Origin of the sequence: Enterococcus sp. DIV0236, from assembly GCF_050558525.1 — a bacterium.
GTDB classification, from domain to species: domain Bacteria; phylum Bacillota; class Bacilli; order Lactobacillales; family Enterococcaceae; genus Enterococcus; species Enterococcus faecalis.
In genome coordinates this window covers 2,560,859-2,577,574 of sequence record NZ_CP187891.1, presented here as the reverse complement: position 1 = coordinate 2,577,574, position 16,716 = coordinate 2,560,859, and the positions used below count along the sequence as shown (strand labels likewise).

At 40.9% G+C, this 16,716-nt stretch carries 15 protein-coding genes; 14 read left to right on the top strand and 1 reads right to left on the bottom strand.

The window, feature by feature from the left end; translation table 11 throughout:
• Positions 1–132: 132 nt before the first annotated feature.
• The 11 genes from gmk to IGK27_RS12305 all read left to right on the top strand — a co-directional run bounded on the left by gmk (position 133) and on the right by IGK27_RS12305 (position 11,845).
• Positions 133–747 (top strand): guanylate kinase, encoded by a 615-nt coding sequence (gmk, locus tag IGK27_RS12355; protein WP_002354915.1) that lies wholly within the window; start codon positions 133–135, stop codon positions 745–747.
• 4 nt (positions 748–751) lie between these two features.
• Positions 752–1,054 (top strand): DNA-directed RNA polymerase subunit omega, encoded by a 303-nt coding sequence (gene rpoZ / locus IGK27_RS12350; protein WP_002354916.1) that lies wholly within the window; start codon positions 752–754, stop codon positions 1,052–1,054.
• 154 nt (positions 1,055–1,208) lie between these two features.
• A complete protein-coding gene (priA, locus tag IGK27_RS12345) occupies positions 1,209–3,641 on the top strand; it encodes a primosomal protein N' (protein ID WP_010830694.1) in 2,433 nt (810 codons plus the stop codon).
• A gap of 26 nt (positions 3,642–3,667) precedes the next feature.
• Positions 3,668–4,162, top strand: a complete 495-nt coding sequence (gene def, locus IGK27_RS12340) for a peptide deformylase (RefSeq protein WP_002371656.1) — start codon at positions 3,668–3,670, stop codon at positions 4,160–4,162.
• Positions 4,155–5,096, top strand: a complete 942-nt coding sequence (gene fmt / locus IGK27_RS12335) for a methionyl-tRNA formyltransferase (RefSeq protein WP_002365369.1) — start codon at positions 4,155–4,157, stop codon at positions 5,094–5,096. The genes def and fmt overlap by 8 nt, the downstream gene beginning before the upstream one ends.
• A gap of 5 nt (positions 5,097–5,101) precedes the next feature.
• Positions 5,102–6,481 carry a 16S rRNA (cytosine(967)-C(5))-methyltransferase RsmB gene (gene rsmB, locus IGK27_RS12330; RefSeq protein ID WP_002354921.1) on the top strand — a complete coding sequence of 460 codons (1,380 nt, stop codon included), beginning with the start codon at positions 5,102–5,104 and terminating at the stop codon, positions 6,479–6,481.
• Position 6,482: 1 nt separating this feature from the next.
• Positions 6,483–7,232 carry a Stp1/IreP family PP2C-type Ser/Thr phosphatase gene (locus IGK27_RS12325; RefSeq protein WP_002354922.1) on the top strand — a complete coding sequence of 250 codons (750 nt, stop codon included), beginning with the start codon at positions 6,483–6,485 and terminating at the stop codon, positions 7,230–7,232.
• Positions 7,229–9,385, top strand: coding sequence for a serine/threonine protein kinase IreK (ireK, locus tag IGK27_RS12320; protein WP_002370103.1), 2,157 nt, complete (start codon positions 7,229–7,231; stop codon positions 9,383–9,385). Before IGK27_RS12325 ends, ireK begins: the two co-directional genes overlap by 4 nt.
• 248 nt (positions 9,386–9,633) lie before the next feature.
• Positions 9,634–10,527 carry a ribosome small subunit-dependent GTPase A gene (gene rsgA, locus IGK27_RS12315; RefSeq protein ID WP_002359046.1) on the top strand — a complete coding sequence of 298 codons (894 nt, stop codon included), beginning with the start codon at positions 9,634–9,636 and terminating at the stop codon, positions 10,525–10,527.
• A 23-nt stretch (positions 10,528–10,550) separates the two neighbouring features.
• Positions 10,551–11,204, top strand: a complete 654-nt coding sequence (gene rpe / locus IGK27_RS12310; protein WP_002354925.1) for a ribulose-phosphate 3-epimerase — start codon at positions 10,551–10,553, stop codon at positions 11,202–11,204.
• Positions 11,201–11,845, top strand: coding sequence for a thiamine diphosphokinase (locus IGK27_RS12305; RefSeq protein ID WP_002361010.1), 645 nt, complete (start codon positions 11,201–11,203; stop codon positions 11,843–11,845). The genes rpe and IGK27_RS12305 overlap by 4 nt, the downstream gene beginning before the upstream one ends.
• A 102-nt stretch (positions 11,846–11,947) precedes the next feature.
• Here IGK27_RS12305 and rpmB read toward each other — a convergent pair whose 3' ends face one another.
• Positions 11,948–12,136 (bottom strand): 50S ribosomal protein L28, encoded by a 189-nt coding sequence (gene rpmB / locus IGK27_RS12300; RefSeq protein WP_002354928.1) that lies wholly within the window; start codon positions 12,134–12,136, stop codon positions 11,948–11,950.
• A 273-nt stretch (positions 12,137–12,409) separates the two neighbouring features.
• Between rpmB and IGK27_RS12295 the strand changes: the two genes are divergently transcribed.
• From IGK27_RS12295 to recG, 3 genes are all read left to right on the top strand, one after another.
• Positions 12,410–12,772 (top strand): Asp23/Gls24 family envelope stress response protein, encoded by a 363-nt coding sequence (locus IGK27_RS12295; RefSeq protein ID WP_002354933.1) that lies wholly within the window; start codon positions 12,410–12,412, stop codon positions 12,770–12,772.
• A gap of 82 nt (positions 12,773–12,854) precedes the next feature.
• Positions 12,855–14,531, top strand: a complete 1,677-nt coding sequence (locus IGK27_RS12290) for a DAK2 domain-containing protein (protein ID WP_002354936.1) — start codon at positions 12,855–12,857, stop codon at positions 14,529–14,531.
• A gap of 115 nt (positions 14,532–14,646) precedes the next feature.
• Positions 14,647–16,683, top strand: a complete 2,037-nt coding sequence (recG, locus tag IGK27_RS12285) for an ATP-dependent DNA helicase RecG (protein ID WP_002359051.1) — start codon at positions 14,647–14,649, stop codon at positions 16,681–16,683.
• Positions 16,684–16,716 lie beyond the last annotated feature (33 nt).

The following is a 16,716-nucleotide window of genomic DNA, read 5'->3' as shown; positions in this document are numbered from 1 at the left end:
CAAGTTATGAAAGCCAAATTAAAGAAGAAATGTTATTTTTTCAGTGAATCTCCAAGAAAGTCTTGAAAATTGCAGAAAAAAAGTGCAAAATAGAACTAATACTGTGAAATTATGTTTTGAAAGGAAGTCGTTATGTCAGAGCGCGGGTTATTAATCGTATTGTCAGGTCCTTCAGGAGTGGGGAAAGGGACTGTAAGAAAGGCTATTTTCGACAGTGAAGAAAATGATTTTCAATATTCAATCTCAATGACCACTCGGAAACAGCGAGAAGGCGAAGTGGATGGAGTAGATTACTATTTCCGTTCAAGAGAAGAATTTGAAGCGATGATTGAAGCTGGAGAAATGTTGGAATATGCGGAATATGTTGGTAACTATTATGGGACACCATTAACGTATGTTAACCAGACGCTAGATGAAGGCAAAGACGTCTTTTTAGAAATCGAAGTCCAAGGGGCTAAACAAGTCAAAGACAAAGTGCCTGATGGCGTATTTATCTTTTTGACACCCCCCGATTTAGCGGAATTAAAATCAAGAATTATTGGCCGCGGAACAGACGAAATGTCTGTGATTGAAGAACGAATGGCTGTGGCCAGAGAAGAAATCGAAATGATGGCGCTGTATGATTATGCGGTAGTGAATGATGAAGTTCCTTTAGCCGTGCAACGAATTAAAGACATTATCGCGAGTGAGCACTTCCGTGTTGACCGTGTAATTGGAAAATATATTAAAATGTTAGAGGAGATGTAGCCTTATGATGTTAAAACCGTCAATTGACTCATTATTAAAAGAAGTCCCTTCAAAATATTCTTTGGTTATTTTAGCAAGCAAACGTGCGCATGAATTAGATGAAGGCGTTCAACCAACCGTTGAATCCTTTGATTCTGTAAAAAGTGTGGGTCGTGCGTTAGAAGAAATCGAAGCAGGAACAGTGATCAGTGATCCAAATCCTGAAGAAAAACGCGAACGTCTACGCATTGAACGTGAAGAACGCAAACGCCAACGTGAACAAGAACAAAAAGAATTAGAAAACCGTTTACGTGACGAAAAAAATTAATTGAATGATTGTCAACGAATGGAGAAAGCCGTCTGTCTATTTCAGAGGCTTTCTCTTCGTTTATTCTGAAAGGTGCCAACGAGACACACAAGACAAATCAGTCAATCTTTAGTACAATAGGCAAAGAGAATTTACATAAAAAGGAGGACGCACCATGCAAAAAGTAGCCAAAGTTATTGTGGATGTACCAACGATGCAAACCGATCAACCATTCACTTATTTAGTTCCTGAAAATTTAAATGAGCAATTGGCTGTCGGCATGCGTGTAGAAGTGCCTTTTGGTAACGGTAATCGGCATGTTCAAGGGTTTGTTTTAGCCATTGAATCAATGGCTGCAACGGTTCTTGACGAAACCAATGTTCAGTTGAAAGAACTAGTGGCGGTGTTGGATTTAAAACCTGTCTTAAATACAGAAATGTTGGCTTTAGCTGATTATATGAAGGAAAAAACGTTTGCTTTTAAAATCACTTGTTTGCAAACCATGTTGCCTAGCGTAATGCGTGCCGATTACCAAAAATATATTTATTTAACGGATGAGCTTTCTGAAGAATTACAAGATCAGTTATTTTATGGTTTAGAGGAAATTTCGTGGGACCAAGCGCAAGAACGTGGGATTTTGCCTCAACTAATGGCGTTGCGTAAACAGCAAAAAGTCGATATTCGCTACGAAGTTACGACGAGAAATAAAGTCAAAATGGTCCGCTTCATTCAAGCCGCTAAGGAATTTGAACAACTAGAGGAAATTCGTTTGGGTTTACGCAAGGGAGCTAAGAAGAAAGAGCAACTTCTTTACTATTTACAACGCTTGGGCACTGAAAAAGTCACCGCTGTGAAGGAAATGAAAGAATTAGGTTTCAGTACCGCACTTTTAAATGAAGCGGCCAAAAACGGCTGGTTAACGTTCATTGAAAAAGAAGCGTATCGTGATCCGTTTGCTAATCAGACGTTTGAAAAAACGACTGCGTTATCTTTGAACGCAGAACAACAGGTGGCTGTGGAAACAATTTTACAATCGGTCCAAGAACAGCAAAGCCAAACCTACTTATTGGAAGGTATTACAGGAAGTGGGAAAACAGAAGTTTATCTACAGGTCATTGCAGAAGTTCTTAACCAAGGCAAAACAGCCATTATGCTTGTCCCTGAAATTTCTTTAACTCCGCAAATGGTGCAACGCTTTAAAAGTCGCTTTGGCGAACATGTTGCTGTAATGCACAGTGGCTTATCGCAAGGTGAAAAATACGATGAGTGGCGGAAGATTGAACGAGGAGAAGCGGAAGTTGTGGTTGGCGCGCGTTCTGCCATTTTTGCGCCAATCGAAAACATCGGTGTGATCATTATTGATGAAGAACACGAGGCAAGTTATAAACAAGAAGAAACCCCGCGCTACCACGCGAGAGATTTAGCGATTTGGCGTTCGGAGTACCATCATTGCCCTGTTGTTTTAGGTAGTGCCACGCCGTCCTTGGAATCACGCGCTCGCGCACAAAAAAATGTTTATCAGCGGTTACGATTAACACAGCGTGCCAATCAAGCGGCAACCTTGCCTACGATTGATGTAGTGGATATGCGGCAAGAAGTAGAAAATGGCAATGTCTCTTCTTTTTCCATGTCGTTGCAAGAAAAACTCCAAGAACGCTTAGAGAAAAACGAACAAAGTGTTCTCCTACTTAATCGCCGTGGCTATTCGTCATTTGTGATGTGTCGCGATTGTGGCTATGTGTTGCCGTGTCCGAATTGTGATATTTCCTTGACTTTGCATATGGATAGTAAAACAATGAAATGTCATTATTGTGGACATGAAGAACGGATTCCTTATCGCTGTCCTAACTGTGGCCAAGATAAAATTCGCTACTACGGAACAGGCACACAAAAAGTAGAAGAAGAATTACAAACGTTATTACCAGACAGTCGTATTCTCCGAATGGATGTTGATACGACCCGTCGCAAAGGTGCGCATGAAAAAATTTTGCGAACATTTGGTGAAGGACAAGCGGATATCTTATTAGGCACACAAATGATTGCCAAAGGACTGGACTTTCCAAATGTGACGTTAGTCGGTGTCTTAAATGCTGATACCGCCTTGAATTTACCCGATTTTCGTTCCAGTGAACGGACCTTCCAGTTATTGACACAGGTCAGTGGCCGAGCTGGTCGCGCTGAAAAACCGGGGGAAGTCATCATTCAATCTTTTAACCCCGAGCATTATGCGATACAATTGGCAAAAGCCCAAGATTATGAAGATTTTTATACAAAAGAAATGTATATTCGTCATCGTGGGGATTATCCGCCGTACTATTTTACGGTCCAAATTACGGCTAGCCATCCTGAAGAAAATGAAGCAGCGAAACAAATGTTTCAAATTGCGACGAAATTAAAACAAGGCTTATCGCCGCAAGCTATTTTGTTGGGACCAACGCCTAACGCAATTATGCGTGTCAATAATCGATACTTTTATCAAGTGATTATCAAGTATAAACAAGAACCAATGCTTCAACCATTATTGAAAGAAATTTTAACCGATACACAACGAGCAACGGCTCGTGGTTTAAAGCTTTCCATTGATGCAGAACCCATGAATTTTATTTAAAAAATACAGCTTTGAAAGGAGCATTTATGCGCTATCCAGTTGTGATTCACCCGAACGAACACTTAAAAATGAAGGCTCAACCTGTGACGATTATTACCGATGAAATTGTGCAGTTACTAGAGGATATGTATGAAACAATGCTGGCCCATGATGGGATTGGCTTAGCAGCCCCGCAAATTGGCAAAAATTTGCAAATGGCAGTAATTGAAATTGATGAAGAATCTGGTCGTTTTGAACTAATTAATCCAGTGATTATTGAAAAAAAGGGAACCAGTATTGATGTGGAAGGCTGTTTAAGTATTCCAGAAACATATGGAACCGTTGAACGAGCAGATGAAGTGACTGTCCGTTATTTTGACCGTGAAGGTGAAGAAATGGAAGTTACGGCTTACGGCTATTTAGCTCGAGCTTTTCAACACGAAATTGATCATTTGAATGGCGAGTTATTTATCGACAAAATGATTGAGAAAATTGCACCAGAAGATTTAGAAGCGTATATGGAGGAACATTTTGATGACTAAAATTGTATTTATGGGCACACCAGCCTTTTCTGTTCCGATTTTAGAAAGTTTAATCGAGGCAGGCTATGACGTTCAAGCGGTTGTCACGCAACCAGATCGACCAGTTGGCCGAAAAAAAGTGATTACCCCAACGCCTGTCAAAGAAGCAGCTTTAAAACATAACTTATTAGTCTTACAACCAGAGAAAATTTCAGGTTCTCCTGAAATGGAAAAAGTGATTGACTTAGCACCAGATTTAATTGTGACAGCAGCCTTTGGACAATTTTTACCAGAGAAAATTTTAAAAGCGCCTAAACTAGGTGCGATTAATGTCCATGCCTCACTTTTACCAAAATATCGTGGCGGCGCACCTGTACATTACTCGATTATTGAAGGAGAAAAAGAAACAGGCGTCACGATTATGGAAATGGTGAAAAAAATGGATGCTGGCGCGATTTTATCGCAACGTGCAATTCCGATTACGAAACAAGACGATGTAGGCACCATGTTTGAAAAATTAAGCATTCTAGGAAAAGAACTTTTATTAGAGACGTTACCTAAGCTAATTGCTGGCGAAATCACGCCTATTCCACAAGTGGAAGAAGAGGCTACTTTTTCACCAAATATTACCCGGGAACAAGAACGAATTGACTGGCAAAAAACTGCTGAGGCAATTGATAACCAAGTGCGTGGTATGCGTCCTTGGCCAACAGCGTTCACAACCTATCAAGGGACCAACTGGAAAATTTGGGCAGTGACACCACTGACTGAAACAACAACCAGCGCCCCAGGAACGATTATCCAACGTAGTAAAAAAGCGCTATGGATTGCTTGTGGTGAAGGGACAGTCCTTCAAATTGATCGCCTGCAACCAGCAGGTAAAGGTCAATTAACGATTCAAGAATTTTTAAATGGCGTCGGTCAAAATGTCGCAGAAAAAGATAAGGTGGACTAACAAAAATGGCTGAAAAAATCCCCAAGAAATTAAAACGTTCTGTTCGATACGTTGCTTTAGAAACCATCGAACGTGTGGATAAAGGTGGGGCGTACTCCAATCTTTTACTTAATGAAATGATGACAAAATCAGAACTAAGCGAGAAAGATGGCCGCTTGTTTACAGAACTTGTCTACGGCACAATTAGTCGCAAATTATTGTTGGAATACTACTTAACACCATTTGTTAAGAAACCGCAAAAAGTCGATAATTGGGTGAAAAATTTATTGATTTTATCGTTATATCAATTACTTTATTTAGATAAAGTGCCTGATCATGCAGTCATTAATGAAGCGGTTGAAATTGGCAAACGTCGTGGCAATCCTGGGATTGGTAAATTCGTGAATGGCGTGCTGCGGGCGTTCCAACGAAATGGAGCACCTAGTTTGGCCGCAATTAGCGATCCAGTTGATCGTTTAGCCACGGAAATTAGCATGCCACGTTGGTTAACAGAAAAATTACTTGCCCAATTAGGCGAAGAAGAAACACGGCAGTTAGGTTTGTCATTATTTGAAAAAAGCCATGCGAGTGGTCGAGTAAACACACGGTTTATTTCACGAGAAGAAGCGCTGGAAGAATTACAAGAAACAGGGATTGCCGCGAAGGAAAGTCAACTTTCCCCTTATGGTGTTGTCGCTGAAAAAGGCTACTTAGCTGGCAGTGAACTGTTTATTAACGGTTGTTTAACCATTCAAGATGAAAGCTCTATGCTCGTGGCTCCAGCGATGCAAATTGAACCGCATCATCGTGTCTTGGATGCTTGTGCGGCTCCTGGTGGCAAAACGACTCATATCGCAACTTTTTTAGAGGCTGAAGCAGGTGGTCGTGTGACTTCTTTAGATATTCATGCGCACAAAATTAAGCTAATTAATGAAAATGCGCAACGCCTCCATGTGGCGGATGTCGTCCAAGCAGAAAAGCTTGATGCGCGACAAGTGGCCGAAGAATTTCCCGCAGAAACCTTTGATCGGATTTTAGTTGATGCACCATGTTCAGGCTTAGGGCTAATGCGCCGTAAACCAGACATTAAATACCATAAAACGGCCAATGATTTTCAAAATTTACCTAAAATTCAGTTAGAAATCTTAGAAAGTGTTGCCCCAACACTAAAACAATGGGGTATAATGGTCTATAGCACTTGTACTATTACGCCAGAAGAAAATCAGGAAGTAGTGGCAGCCTTTTTAGCCAAACACCCTGAATTTGAAAAAATTGAAATTGTTGCAAATGAAAATGTCCAAGCAGTAGTAAAAGAGCAAGAACTGGTTCTGTATCCCCATCAATACATGACAGATGGCTTCTTTATTTGCTGTATGCGGAAAGTTAGTTCAAATGAGGTGAAATAATTTGGAAATCAACGTTCAATCAGATGTCGGTCGCAAAAGAAATACGAACCAAGATTATGCCAACGTTTTTGAGAACCAACAACACATAACCTTTGCTGTTTTAGCAGATGGCATGGGTGGTCACCAAGCAGGTGATGTCGCTAGCCAAATGGCAGTCAATAATTTAGGTGAGAGTTGGTCCAATGCGTCTGTCGACTCAGCTGAAAAATCTGCACAGTGGTTAATTCAAGCAATTCAAAAGGAAAATGAAAAAATTTATGAACGCGGACAATCGAAACCAGAGTATTTAGGAATGGGGACAACCGTGGTTGGTGCCATCCTTTTACCGGATTCATTTGTCTTAGCAAATGTGGGGGACAGTCGTGCTTATTTAGTTCGTGACCAACACATGTTACAATTAACAGAAGATCATTCTTTAGTGAATGAACTAGTAAAATCAGGGGAGATTACTCGTGAGATGGCTGCAAATCATCCACGAAAAAATGTCCTAACACGTTCTTTGGGAATGCCTGGCACTGTCGAAGTCGATGTAACCAATCATGAATGGCTGCCTAATGACTATTTACTGTTATGTTCGGACGGCTTAACCAATATGGTTCCTGAGACAAAAATTTTAGAAATTTTAGAGACGTCAGATCCCTTAGAATCCAAATTAAGCCAACTCGTTGCCCAAGCAAATGAAGCGGGTGGTTTAGATAACATTACCGTGTTAGTGATACACTTTGACGAACAGAAGGAGGAAAACCAATGATAGAAATCGGCAAGAAGCTGAATGGTCGATATCACATTATTGGCAGCATCGGAAGCGGCGGCATGGCCAACGTCTATTTAGCACACGATTTAATTTTAGACCGAGACGTTGCAGTAAAAGTCTTGCGCTTTGACTTCCAAAACGATCAAGCCGCCATCCGACGTTTTCAGCGTGAAGCACTAGCCGCAACTGAGCTGGTTCACCCGAATATCGTCAGTGTGTACGATGTAGGCGAAGAAGATGGACTACAATATTTAGTCATGGAATATGTGAAAGGAATGGACTTAAAACGTTACATCCAAACGCATTTCCCAATTCCTTATTCCACAGTTGTGGACATTACGCAACAAATTTTATCTGCTGTCGCAATGGCACATGAACATAGAATTATTCACCGGGATTTAAAACCGCAAAACATTCTGATTGACGAACACGGCACAGTCAAAATTACTGACTTTGGGATTGCGATTGCCTTGTCAGAAACGTCAATTACGCAAACGAACACAATGTTAGGTTCGGTGCATTACTTATCGCCAGAACAAGCGCGCGGAAGCATGGCGACCAACCAATCAGATATTTACGCTGTGGGAATTATTCTCTATGAAATGCTAACAGGGAATGTACCTTTTGATGGTGAATCAGCCGTAACGATTGCCTTAAAACATTTTCAAGAAGAAATTCCCTCTGTCAAAATGTTTGATCCAGGGATTCCTCAATCATTGGAAAATGTGGTTCGTCATGCAACCGCAAAAGACCCAAGCGATCGCTACAAAACAGCGAATGAGATGGCAGAAGACTTATACACGTCCTTGTCAGCCAGTCGTTTAAACGAACCTGCGTGGGAACCAACGGCTTTATTAGGAGAAACGAAAGTATTAACTCCGATTCCCGAAGACATCGCTGAACCGGAAGAGACAACGCCTGTCGAAGTCCCAGAAGATATCGCAGATGACATTTTAGCTGAACAACCACCGAAGAAAAACCGTAAAAAATTGTGGATTGGCTTAGCAATTGCGGCATTAATTGCTTTAGCAATAGGTGGCTTAGCCTTTGCAATGTCGGGTGGTAAAGACGTTGAAGTTCCTGATGTTACAAATGAAACGAAAGCGGACGCTTCACAAGCGCTACAAAGTGCCGGGCTGAAAGTCGATAGTGAAACCAAAAAAATTCCCGACGATAAGATTGAAGAAGGCAAGGTGGTCAAAACAGACCCCGAAGCAAAATCATCTGTGAAAAAAGGCCGATCTGTTACTTTATATATCAGCTCTGGAACAGAAAAAATTGAGATGGCCGATTATACAAACGAATCGTATGAATCTGCTGTCGAAGCCTTGAAAAAACTAGGGTTTTCAGAAGACCAAATTACAACGAAAAAAGAATACAGTGATTCTGTGTCTACAGATAACATTATTAAACAAAAACCAGCTGCAGGTAAAAAAGTTGATCCGAAAAAAGACAACGTCACTTTAACGGTCAGTGAAGGACCAGAAGCGGTTACTTTGCCTAGTTACGCCGGTTATTCTTACACAAATGCAGTAAATGCACTGGCACAATTAGGTATTTCTGAATCTCAAATTACGCGTGTCGACCAAGCAAGCGATACGGTAGAACCAGGTTTAGTCATTACGCAAGACCCCGCACCAGGTGGCACCGTGACACCTAAAAATGGCCAAGTGACGTTATATGTAAGTAAAGGTAGCGACAAAGTGACACTTTCTGATTATAGCGGAATTTCTTACGATAATGCGGTAAGTCGCTTAATTGCTTTAGGTATCCCAGAATCTCAAATTAAACGAGTGGACGAAGAAAGCGACAAAGTTGAAAAAGATACCGTGATTAGTCAAGAACCAGCTTCTGGTACCGCTGTTGATCCGAAAAATGACACGATTACTTTACATGTCAGCAAAGGCAGTGACTCAGTAACAGTTCCTGATATTTCAGGTTATTCGCCAAAAGCTGCAGAAGACAGCATCAATAACGCTGGCCTTAAAATCAATGAACAAGGATTATCTGGCTCTGGCGATGGCCAAGTCGTTGAACGAACTAGCCCATCCGCTGGCAGCAAAGTCAAAAAAGGCGACTCTGTTACAGTTTATTATTCAAAAGCAAATGATTCAAAAAGCACCACTAGTGAAAGTAGTACGAGTAATTAAGACAAGAGGTTGGGACAGGAGGGTTTAGCTTCAAGAACCAAGTAGGTACTGTTTAACATCTATTTGCTTTTCAAATAGTGTTTCTCAGCAATAAGAAGAAGCTGCTCCTGTCCCGCCGTTTATCTTAAGATTTAAGTCTAGGAAGGTAAGTCATTTCGACTTATGTCCTAGGCTCTTTTTAATTAATAGAATCGAGAGGCTCCCTTGATTTCTCTGCCACTATCCTGTATATTCGAAAGTAGTTAGGAGTGGTTTATCTGAAAGGTCAAATCAGAAAAGCGTTAAGCGGTTTTTATTATGTATACGCAGATGGAGAAACATATCAAACAAGAGCGCGAGGGAATTTTCGTAATCGAAAAATTACGCCACTCGTGGGAGATGAAGTACTTTTTGAAAGCGATAATTTAACAGATGGTTATGTGTTGGAAATTTTACCAAGACGAAATGAATTAGTGCGCCCGCCTGTTGCAAATGTGGATCTAGGTGTGGTTGTCATGAGTATGGTTTCGCCAAATTTTTCGTTTAATTTGTTGGATCGTTTCTTAGTCAGCTTAGAGTATAAGGATATAGAACCAGTTATTTATTTAACGAAAGTTGATCTATTAGATGAGCCGCAACGTCAAGAAGTCACTGAAATTAAACAGATTTATGAAGCGTTAGGTTATGCGGTAATCGCTTCGGAAGACGTAGAAGCCACCAAAGAATTAGAACGCTTTTTCCCAGAACGGTTGACTGTTTTTATGGGACAATCAGGCGCTGGAAAATCAACATTGTTGAATCAAATTTCACCAGAATTACAACTAGCAACTGCGGAAATTTCCCAATCTTTAGGACGGGGCAAACATACGACCCGTCACGTGGAATTGATTCCATTATACGACGGTTTGGTTGCTGATACACCAGGATTTAGTGCCATCGATTTCTTGGAGATGGAAGCAGTGGAATTACCAAAGCAATTTCCTGAATTTGTTGCCGCGGCCTCTCACTGTAAGTTTCGTGAATGTATGCACCACAAAGAACCTGGTTGTGAAGTGAAACGTCAAGTGGAAGCGGGAACCATTGCGACGAGTCGTTACGAAAATTATTTACAGTTTTTAATGGAAATCGAGAATCGACGACCTGTTTATAAGAAAAAATCATAGCAAATATAAAGGGAGAGAGCCAAATGAAACTAGCACCATCCATTTTAAGTGCCGATTTTGCCAATTTAGAAAGAGATATCCGTTTAGTAGAAGAATTAGGAGCAGATTATATTCATGTTGATGTCATGGACGGTCAATTTGTACCCAACATTACCTTAGGACCGAATATCGTTTCAGCGATTCGTCCAGTGACAAAACTACCATTGGATGTTCATTTGATGATTGTACAACCTGAAAACTATATCAATGCCTTTGCGGAAGCCGGTGCGGATATTATTACCGTCCATCAAGAAGCAACACCCCATATTCATCGTGCCTTACAAATGATTAAAAATGCGGGTGTGAAAGCTGGCGTAACCATCAATCCTGGGACACCACTTTCGATGATCGAAAATGTATTAGACTTGGCAGATCAAGTCTTGGTAATGACTGTCAATCCAGGCTTTGGCGGACAATCATTTATTGAAAACTCACTAGAAAAAATTGCTCAATTAAAAGAATGGAAAGAAACAAAAGGATACACCTATGAAATTGAAGTCGATGGCGGGATTGTTCCTGAAACTGCCGCACGTTGTAAAGAAGCCGGTGCGGAAGTGTTCGTTGCAGGCTCCTACATTTATAATGCTGAAAATCCTCAAGAACGAATCGATGCACTGAGAGCAGTGCTAGACAAATGAGTCGTGTCTTACTGGTAGCTGGCGGCAATCCAAGTGATTGGCCAACCATTGAACCAGCTACGTATGATTATTTCGTAGGTATTGATCGCGGCTGTCTCCATTTATTAGAGGCCGATTTACCGTTACAATTAGCGGTAGGCGATTTTGATTCATTATCACGAGAAGAATACCATTTTGTCCAAGAAACTGCCGAAACACTCATTCAAGCACCTGCTGAAAAAGATGATACAGATACACAATTAGCGCTTCAAGAAGCTTTACAACGATTTCCACAAGCAGAGATGACGATTATCGGTGCGACAGGGGGCAGAATTGACCACCTGTTAGCCAATCTTTGGTTACCCTTTGAACCACGATTTCAAGGCGTACTTCGTCAAATCCGTCTATGCGATCGTCAAAATAGCATCCAGTATTACGCCCCTGGTTCGTATATCGTACCAAAAGAGCCAGATAAAGAATATCTGGCCTACTGCTGTTTGACGCCTGTAGAAAACTTGACGCTACGACGCAGTAAATATTTATTAACCAATCAAGATGTTCCTTACCCAACATCGTATGCAAGTAATGAATTTATCGAAGAAGCCGCTGCTTTTTCCTTCGATGCAGGGATGATTGCGGTTATTCAAAGTAAAGATAAGTAAAAAGAGGTTGGGCCTTCATCAAAGTGATGAAGGTCCAACTTCTTTTTTTATGCAATAAAAAAAGCCGAACAACGAACGTCCAGCTTTGCTTATTTAAGTTTATTAAACACGTTCGATTTTACCAGATTTCAAAGCACGAGTTGACACCCAAACTTTTTTAGGTTTACCATCGATTAATACGCGAACTTTTTGTAAGTTAGGTTTCACAGTGCGTTTTGTTGAGTTCATCGCATGTGAACGGTTATTACCACTTGAAGTCTTACGACCAGTGAAGTAACATACTTTTGCCATTTTAAGTTTCCTCCTTTGCCTTGATCTTGGAGCGATAATATTCAGCTCATACTAACTTAATTTATCATATTAGGCACTGATTTGCAAGAAGATTTTTTTCTATGATTTGACTTTAGCAATCAAAAAGAGTAAATTGAAATCTTGCTAGAATGTTCACTTAGAAGTGGAAGAATGAAAATATCTGACGAACTTCCTTTTAATTAAAGGCTGGATATGATAAAATGTTATGGAAGAAAATAGGGCGAATGTGCTCTTATAAGGAGGCTTTCATCAATGGCTGTAAAAATTCAAACACCCGCAGGTACCATTGAGATTACCAATGATGTGATCGCTACAGTAGTTGGCGGAGCTGCGACAGATATTTACGGAATTGTCGGAATGGCAAGCAAAAATCAAATTAAAGATAACTTAAACGATATTTTACGTCGTGAGAATTACTCACGTGGTGTCGTTGTTCGTCAAGAAGACAACGGAATCGCAGTGGATGTCTACACGATTGTTAGTTATGGTACAAAAATTTCTGAAGTTTCTCGTAACGTCCAAGAAAAAGTAAAATATAATCTTGAAACATTATTAGGTGTCACTGCGAATTCAGTTAACGTTTTTGTTCAAGGAGTTCGTGTATTACCGGATTAGAGGTAGTGTACTGTCAACGATGCAATTGCACAAGGAAGTCGTGTGTTGCCGTTAGCGGTAAATCTGAAGGAGGATTTTTTAGGTGAATGTAACAGAAATCAGCGCAGGTCAGTTCCAGGAAATGGTCCAGGCAGGTGCGACTCGTCTGCACACAAATGCAGAATATGTCAACTCATTAAACGTTTTCCCTGTACCCGATGGTGATACAGGAACAAATATGAACTTATCAATGACCAGTGGTGCAAAGGCTGTGGCCGATTCTCGCTCTGAAAAAGTAGGAGAATTAGCAGGTGCGTTATCCAAAGGGTTATTAATGGGTGCTCGTGGAAACTCTGGGGTTATTTTATCTCAATTATTCCGTGGCTTCTCAAAACAAATTCCTGAGGTTACAACATTAAATGCCAAAGACTTGGCCGCTGCCTTTACACATGGTGTAGAAACAGCGTATAAAGCAGTGATGAAACCCGTTGAAGGAACAATCTTAACTGTTTCTCGTGAAGCGGCGCGTTCTGGTGAACGTAAAGCGAAAGAAACAGATGACTGTATCGAAGTTATGACAGCTGTTGTAGCAGGTGCTAAACGTGCCTTAGCGAAAACACCTGATTTATTACCTGTCCTAAAAGAAGTCGGCGTTGTAGATAGTGGGGGTCAAGGACTACTATTTATCTATGAAGGATTTTTAGAAGCGCTTAGTGGTGAATTTTTACCAACTGAAACGTATGAACCAAGTCCTGCCGAAATGGACGAAATGGTTAATGCTGAACATCACCGTGGTGTTAGTGGTCACGTTGCGACAGAAGACATTAAATTTGGCTATTGTACAGAAATTATGGTTCGTATCGGCGAAGGCCCAACCGTGGACAGCGCTTTTGATTATGAAACATTCAGAAACTACTTAAATGAACTAGGCGATTCTCTATTAGTCGTTAACGATGACGAAATTATCAAAGTTCACGTACACACTGAGCATCCAGGTGAAGTGATGAACTACGGCCAAAAATTTGGTTCGTTAGTAAAAATAAAAGTAGACAATATGCGTTTACAACATGAAACGTTAGTTGAACGCGATGCTCAGCAAGAAGCGTTGACTGAAAAAGTTCGCGTACCGTTTGCTGTGATTGCTATTGCAGCCGGTGAAGGCGTTCAAGAATTATTCCGAAGTTTAGGTGCAAGCTACATTATTAGTGGTGGCCAAACAATGAACCCAAGTACGGAAGATATTTTAAAAGCAGTCAAAGAAGTGAATGCAGAGCAAGTCATTATCTTACCAAATAACAAAAACATCTTTATGGCAGCTGATCAAGCAGCAGAAGTTGCCGATGTACCAGTAGCGGTTGTTCCATCTAAAACCATTTCTCAAGGAATGACAGCAATGTTAGCTTTCAATGATCAACAATCATTAGAAGAAAACAAAGCAAGTATGACGGAAATGTTAGACAGCGTTGTGAGTGGTCAAGTAACCACAGCTGTTCGTGACACAACCATTGATGACGTTGAAATTAAAAAAGATGACTTCTTAGGAATGATTGATGGTAAAATCGTCGTTTCTGAAGCAGATCGTTTTAATGCATCATTAGACACGTTGAACCGCATGATTGATGAAGACACTGAAATCGTGACAATTATTGTCGGCGAAGATGGTTCGGTTGAAGAAGCTGAAAAGCTAATCGCTATTTTAGTTTCTGAAAACGATGAACTAGAAACAGAACTTCATGAAGGTGGACAACCTGTGTATCCATACTTATTCTCAGCAGAATAGGTTTTCGTGATGAAAAAATAAAAACGAATAGGCTGGTTCATTAGTTAGGGCTAATGAACCAGCCTATTTAATGAATGATCCATTTTTTTGCGTATATTAATGAGGAGGGGATTTTATGGACATCACAGATTTAGTCAGCGTATTGCCCGGTGTTGGCCCAAAACGTGCTGAAAATTTACAAGAACTGGGGATTGCTACAATTGAAGACTTATTGACGTATTATCCCTTCCGCTACGATGATATCCAAGAAAAGGATTTAAGCGAGATTCAGGATCAGGAAAAAGTTACGCTAAAAGGGCTAGTGGTTTCGGAAGCAGTCGTTAGTCGGTACGGTTATAAGAAGAGCCGGTTAACGTTTCGAATGATGCAAGAACATGCGGTCATTAATGTTTCCTTCTTCAATCAACCTTTTTTAAAAGACAAAGTAGTTCTTTCCGAAGAAATTGCTGTTTATGGCAAATGGGACGCCAAGAGAAAATCATTAAATGGCATGAAAATCTTAGCTTCTAAAGGAGACAATGAAGATTTCGCCCCCATTTATCATGTGAATAAAAAAGTCCGCCAAAGCACGTTGGTTCAGTTAATCCGCACTGCTTTTGAAGAGTATGGTTCACTGGTTGAAGAGATTTTACCGAATGATTTATTAGAAAAGTACCGATTGATGCCTAGAAAAGAAGCAATGTGGGCGATGCATTTTCCCAGTAATCCAGAAGAAAGCCATCAAGCCAAACGGCGAGTAGTCTTTGAAGAGTTTTTCCTTTTCCAACTTAAAATGCAAGGATTGAAGAAACAAGAAAAAGCGGAAAAAAATGGCTTAGCCATTCAATATGATGTGGATCGCTTAAAAACGTTCACCCAAGGACTGCCGTTTGAATTGACAGGCGCCCAAAAAAAAGTGACCAATGAAATTTGTCGAGACTTGCGAAGTCCGAAGCATATGCAACGATTGCTTCAAGGTGACGTGGGGAGTGGGAAAACGGTAGTGGCTGCGATTGCGCTATACGCCACCATGACCGCTGGCTTTCAAGGAGCGTTGATGGTTCCGACTGAAATTTTAGCGCAACAGCACATGGAAAGCTTACAGCAGTTGTTTGATCCATTAGAAGTTCGGACGGCCTTATTAACAGGTTCCACCAAAACGAAAGAACGTCGTCTAATTCTCGAAGAACTGGCCAATGGCGAGATTGACATTGTGGTAGGGACCCATGCTTTGATACAACAAGATGTCAGTTTCCATCAATTAGGTTTGGTAATCACCGATGAGCAACATCGTTTTGGTGTGAATCAGAGAAAAATATTAAGAGAAAAAGGCTTAAAACCAGATGTTCTATTTATGACGGCCACGCCGATTCCTCGAACGCTGGCCATTACAGCCTATGGCGAAATGGATGTATCAATCATCGATGAAATGCCAGCTGGACGGATTCCAATCGAAACACGTTGGATTCGGCCGCCGCAGTTAGATACTGTTTTAGAATGGATGGAAAAAGAACTGGCTCGAGGACATCAAGCCTATATTATTTGTCCCTTGATTGAAGAATCAGAAGCCTTAGATGTGAAAAACGCAACAGAAATTTTTGAACATATGCAAAGCTTTTATTCCCCAAGATATCAAGTGGGATTACTACATGGTAAAATGAAAAACCAAGAAAAAGATGACATTATGCAGGAGTTCAAAGACAATCAGCTGCAATTATTGGTTTCTACCACCGTTATTGAAGTTGGCGTGAATGTACCAAATGCCACAGTGATGTTAATTATGGATGCGGACCGGTTTGGGTTAGCACAATTACATCAGTTACGGGGACGTGTGGGGCGTGGCTCCAGTGCATCTTATTGTATTTTAGTGGCCAATCCGAAAAATGAAATGGGCGTTGAGCGTATGAAAATCATGACAGAAACCACCAATGGTTTTGTCTTGAGTGAGCGTGATTTGGAACTTCGCGGACCTGGGGAAGTGTTCGGTGCACGGCAATCAGGGGTGCCTCAATTTGCGGTAGGAGATATCGTGACGGACTTTAACATTTTAGAAGTTGCGCGCCAAGAAGCAAGTGCCCTATGGCAAGTGAAAGAGTGGTGGCAATATCCTGCTTATCAAGGCTTAGCCAATCGAGTGAAACCCCAAGATGAGGCGGCCCAATTTTTCGATTAGAAGAGGTAATTTTTGAAGCCAGAAAGTAAAAGC

Coding starts and splice junctions, on each gene's coding strand:
- IGK27_RS12295 (WP_002354933.1), top strand. CDS start 12,410: ATGGCTGTAAAAATTCAAACACCCGCAGGTACCATTGAGATTACCAAT.
- def (WP_002371656.1), top strand. CDS start 3,668: ATGCGCTATCCAGTTGTGATTCACCCGAACGAACACTTAAAAATGAAG.
- rpmB (WP_002354928.1), bottom strand. CDS start 12,136: ATGGCAAAAGTATGTTACTTCACTGGTCGTAAGACTTCAAGTGGTAAT.
- IGK27_RS12305 (WP_002361010.1), top strand. CDS start 11,201: ATGAGTCGTGTCTTACTGGTAGCTGGCGGCAATCCAAGTGATTGGCCA.
- recG (WP_002359051.1), top strand. CDS start 14,647: ATGGACATCACAGATTTAGTCAGCGTATTGCCCGGTGTTGGCCCAAAA.
- priA (WP_010830694.1), top strand. CDS start 1,209: ATGCAAAAAGTAGCCAAAGTTATTGTGGATGTACCAACGATGCAAACC.
- rpe (WP_002354925.1), top strand. CDS start 10,551: ATGAAACTAGCACCATCCATTTTAAGTGCCGATTTTGCCAATTTAGAA.
- rpoZ (WP_002354916.1), top strand. CDS start 752: ATGATGTTAAAACCGTCAATTGACTCATTATTAAAAGAAGTCCCTTCA.
- gmk (WP_002354915.1), top strand. CDS start 133: ATGTCAGAGCGCGGGTTATTAATCGTATTGTCAGGTCCTTCAGGAGTG.
- fmt (WP_002365369.1), top strand. CDS start 4,155: ATGACTAAAATTGTATTTATGGGCACACCAGCCTTTTCTGTTCCGATT.
- ireK (WP_002370103.1), top strand. CDS start 7,229: ATGATAGAAATCGGCAAGAAGCTGAATGGTCGATATCACATTATTGGC.
- rsmB (WP_002354921.1), top strand. CDS start 5,102: ATGGCTGAAAAAATCCCCAAGAAATTAAAACGTTCTGTTCGATACGTT.